This window comes from Microvirga sp. P4_G7, assembly GCF_056401005.1.
In genome coordinates this window covers 1-3,938 of the sequence record NZ_JBFUKD010000327.1, presented here as the reverse complement: position 1 = coordinate 3,938, position 3,938 = coordinate 1, and the positions used below count along the sequence as shown (strand labels likewise).

Annotated in this window: 5 protein-coding genes; all 5 read left to right on the top strand. The window is 58.6% G+C overall.

The features are described 5' to 3' along the window. Window positions 1–120: 120 nt before the first annotated feature. From AC1DT3_RS13770 to AC1DT3_RS13750, 5 genes are read left to right on the top strand one after another with little or no spacing between them, the layout of a single operon-like run. Window positions 121–579: a hypothetical protein gene (locus AC1DT3_RS13770; RefSeq protein WP_477465817.1), complete on the top strand. Its 459-nt coding sequence runs from the start codon at window positions 121–123 to the stop codon at window positions 577–579. 4 nt (window positions 580–583) lie between these two features. Further along, a complete protein-coding gene (locus AC1DT3_RS13765; protein ID WP_477465816.1) occupies window positions 584–919 on the top strand; it encodes a MaoC family dehydratase in 336 nt (111 codons plus the stop codon). A 4-nt stretch (window positions 920–923) separates the two neighbouring features. Further along, window positions 924–1,415 (top strand): MaoC family dehydratase, encoded by a 492-nt coding sequence (locus AC1DT3_RS13760; protein WP_477465815.1) that lies wholly within the window; start codon window positions 924–926, stop codon window positions 1,413–1,415. Further along, complete coding sequence (locus AC1DT3_RS13755) at window positions 1,412–1,819, top strand: RidA family protein (RefSeq protein WP_477465814.1); 408 nt, start codon at window positions 1,412–1,414, stop codon at window positions 1,817–1,819. The genes AC1DT3_RS13760 and AC1DT3_RS13755 overlap by 4 nt, the downstream gene beginning before the upstream one ends. Then, window positions 1,816–3,936 carry an acetate--CoA ligase family protein gene (locus AC1DT3_RS13750; protein ID WP_477465813.1) on the top strand — a complete coding sequence of 707 codons (2,121 nt, stop codon included), beginning with the start codon at window positions 1,816–1,818 and terminating at the stop codon, window positions 3,934–3,936. Before AC1DT3_RS13755 ends, AC1DT3_RS13750 begins: the two co-directional genes overlap by 4 nt. The last annotated feature ends 2 nt before the right edge of the window (window positions 3,937–3,938 follow it).

The following is a 3,938-nucleotide window of genomic DNA, read 5'->3' as shown; positions in this document are numbered from 1 at the left end:
CTCCCCTTTGGTGGCAAGAAACTCCGCCCCGGACCGTTGACAGGGCCCGCCGTTTGTAATTCACTATTTCGAATAGCGCAATTTATTTCTTAATACGAAATTCGCTACRGGAGCTCAGTGATGACGATGATGACTCGTCCCAGCGACGTGAAAATCAGAGAAGGCGCCACACCCGGGACAGCCTATGCCGCTTTCGAGGTCGRGCGCCGGTTCGATCCTGTTCGTTTCATGATCACGCCGGACATCATCGACGAGTATGCTCGTTCGGTCGAAGCCGATCAGTCGCTCTACTATGTGGGCGGACGCAAAGTCTCGCCACCCAACGTGCTGTTCGTCTACATGACTGGCGTCGTTTATCGGACCTACCCTCCGATCCAGGGTATCGTGATGATCGAAGCGGACTTCCGCTGGCACCATCCGATTTTTGCCGACGAATCCACCGAAATCGTCGCGAGCGGCGAAGTCGTGGAAAAATTCGAGAAACGCGGGCGCCACTACATTCGCTGGAAGGGTGATTTCCACCGTGCGGACGGCGCACTGCTCGCATCCATCGTCAATACTTTTCATGTCCCACGGTGAGCCCATGAAGCGCGATATCGAGATTACACAGGCGAAAATCGACCGTTACGGCGATATCAACGGCGATTACGACATCGTCCATTACGACCACGACTACGCGGTGCAGCGCGGTTTTCGCGGCACTCTCGTTCATGGTCCTCATTTGTCCGGCTTCGTTTGCGATATGGCATTGAAAGCGTACGGCGATTCCTGGTTCACGAAGGGTCGGCTTCATACCAAATGGATCGCCCCAGTGTGCCCGGGTGACCTGCTGACGATTACGCTCGACGAAGATGGAACGGTTACCGAGACTATCGCTGGCGCAGCCGTTGTCGTCGGCTCAGCGACGATCGAGTCTTGATGCAATGAAATACCCTGCCTCGGACGCCACATACAGTCAGCTGTACTTCGAAGATCTCGATATCGGCATGTGTGTTCTGGGGCAGCCCCGACAGCTGACGCGGGAAGCGTTTTTGGCCTTCGCGCARTTGAGCGGTGACACGCATCCGATCCACTACGATGAGGATTATGCAGCGCAGTCGATTTTTGGCGGCTGCGTCGCGCACGGACTTTTGCTGACTAGCCTCGCAGCGCTCGGAGCAAGTCCATTATCCGCACGTCTTCACGGGTCGATGGTGGCGTTCGTCGCTCAGGATATGCGTTTTCTCAAGCCGGCTTTTGTCGACGACTGGCTTACGCCGGAACACCGCATTTCCGACCTGCATCCCTCGCGTACCAAACCTCACGGGCGCGTTCGTTTCCTAGTCCGACTGCTGAACAAAATTGGAGAGCCTGTGGCCGAAGGCTATCAAGACTACTTTATCCGTTCACGATCGGGAGCAGCGATACAGCCATGACATCGCAAAAGGTCTTCGAGGCAGTAGGCGTCGTAAACGAGCGACTCACGTTCTCGCCGGCGGTGCGGGTCGGCAACCTCGTATGGCTCTCGGGCATGACAGCGACCGATGAGAACCGACAGGTTATCGGCATTGGCGATATCGCGGAACAGACTCGCTATATCTTTCGAAAGATGGAGCGGATTCTCCAGGAACTAGGCGGCGGCCTGCAAAATATCGTCGAGACCACGGAGTACGTCACCACCTTCGATGATTACGATAAGACGGCGGCGGTACGTCGCGAGCTCTTCGGTGGTCCGCCGTATCCGGCGGCCGCTGGCGTGAAGGTTTCCGGTCTCGTAAGGCAACATGCGCTTATCGAAATCAGGGCGGTCGCTGTTCTCCAAGAAGGGTCGTCGTCATGAGCGTGTCCGAGCCATTGTCCTGGTGGAAGGCCGTTCTCGAACCTAGATGCGTTGCCGTCATCGGCGCATCCGACAACCCTGACAAGGTTGGCGGCCGACCCTTACGCTATATGCGGCGCTTCGGATTCGGAGGTCGCATTTTTCCAATTAACCCGACCCGATCCGAAGTTCAGGGCATCAAGACTTTCAGTCGCCTCGACGAAACACCAGAACGTCCAGAACTCGCCATCATCGCCGTCCCGGCGGCGGGAGCGCTTTCGGCAATACAAGATTGCGCGGCGCGCGGCGTCGAGGTGGCGGTGCTGCTCACCTCCGGCTTCGGCGAAACTGGCGAGGCTGGGAAAGCGGTGCAGGAGGCAATCGTCGCCACCGCGCGGAATACGGGGATGCGCCTCATCGGTCCGAATACACAGGGCGTTGCCAATTTTGCCAACGGCACTATCGCGAGCTTCGCGACGCTGTTCAGCGAGATTGAACCGCGAGATGGGCCGGTTGCAATCGTCAGCCAGAGCGGAGCGATGAGCGTCGTTCCCTACGCTCATCTGCGCCGGGCAGGTATCGGCGTCCGCTACGCCCACGCGACGGGGAACGAAGCCGACGTTACGGTGGCCGACATGGCCGCCAGCGCCCTCAACGATCCTGAGATCAAACTTCTGCTCCTCTATATGGAGAATATCGAGAACCCGGCAGCCTTGGCCGCAGTCGCCGCCCGTGCCCACGCTCAGAACGTACCAATCATCGCACTGAAATCCGGCCGCTCCGTGCGTGGCGCACAAACAGCGAGTTCACATACAGGCGCGTTGCTCAGCGAAGATCGTGTCGTCGATGCCTTCTTGCGCCAGCACGGCATCATGCGCAGCGACGATATGCACGGTCTTGTCAACGCAGCCGGGTTGTTTCTTTCCGGTCACCGATCTCGCGGCAACCGTCTCGTAGTGGTGAGTAACTCCGGCGCGAGCTGCGTTATGGCGGCAGATCTCGCGGAGGCGCAGGGGTTGGATCTGCCTGTGCTCGATGGCCAAATTCGCGACGATCTGGCTCAAGTGCTTCCCTCCTTCGCGAGCCCAAGCAATCCGATCGATCTGACCGGGGCGCTACTTTCACAAAGTGGATTGTTTGGAAATGCGCTGGACGCTCTTTCTGGTGGGGATGTGGCGGATCACCTCTTCGTTTCGCTTCCCAATGCGGGAGTGGGATACGACGTTGACGGATTCGTCACGGCGACGTCGGCCTTCGCCGAAAGAACGGGCGCTTCGGTCGCCGTGGCGACGCCCAATCCCTCGACGGCAGCGGCCTTCCGGGACGGCGGAATTGCCACCTTTGATCACGACAGCCATGCAATCGCCGCACTCGGACAGCTCGCTCGTTGGTCCTCTCTATCGGGCGTCGGAGCCGCCGCGGTCGACGCTTTCGAGGGGACGTCGCCTTTCGCAGATTTGAGGCGGACGCCTGGTGACCACTATGCAAGCGAATGGGAGTCGCTCCAGGTTCTTCGGAATTTTGGACTGCCGACGCCACGAATGATCTTGTGTACGACCTCGGGCGACGTCGCGAACGCCGTCACTTCGCTGAAATATCCTCTCGTGGCAAAGGGCTGTTCACCCGACGTGCCCCATAAGTCGGAATACGACCTCGTTAAGCTGAACCTGTGCGATATTGAAGCCACAGAGACCGCGGCACGCGACATTATCGAGACCATGGAACGACTCAATGTCCGGCAGGACGGTGTCGTTCTGGCGGAAATGGCAAAGCCCGACATTGAGCTTCTTGTCGGCGCCCGCCGCGATCAGAAGTTTGGCGCGGTGATCACAGTCGGCGCCGGCGGGAAATATGTCGAGGCGCTAGATGACGTCGCTGTTCTCATCGCACCATTTACGCGCGAGGCCGCGCGACATGCGATTGCCTCTCTGCGTATCGCTCGCCTCTTCAAGCCTCAGCGTGGCGAACCGGGCATCGATGTGGAGGAAATCGTCAACATGATGATGCGGTTCTCGACGATGATGCTCAATGCGGGCACCGACATCGAATCGATCGATCTCAATCCGGTGCTTGTTGCGCGGGGCGGTGGCATCATCATCGCTGATGCTCTGATCGAATACGCTCGAGGACACGCATAATG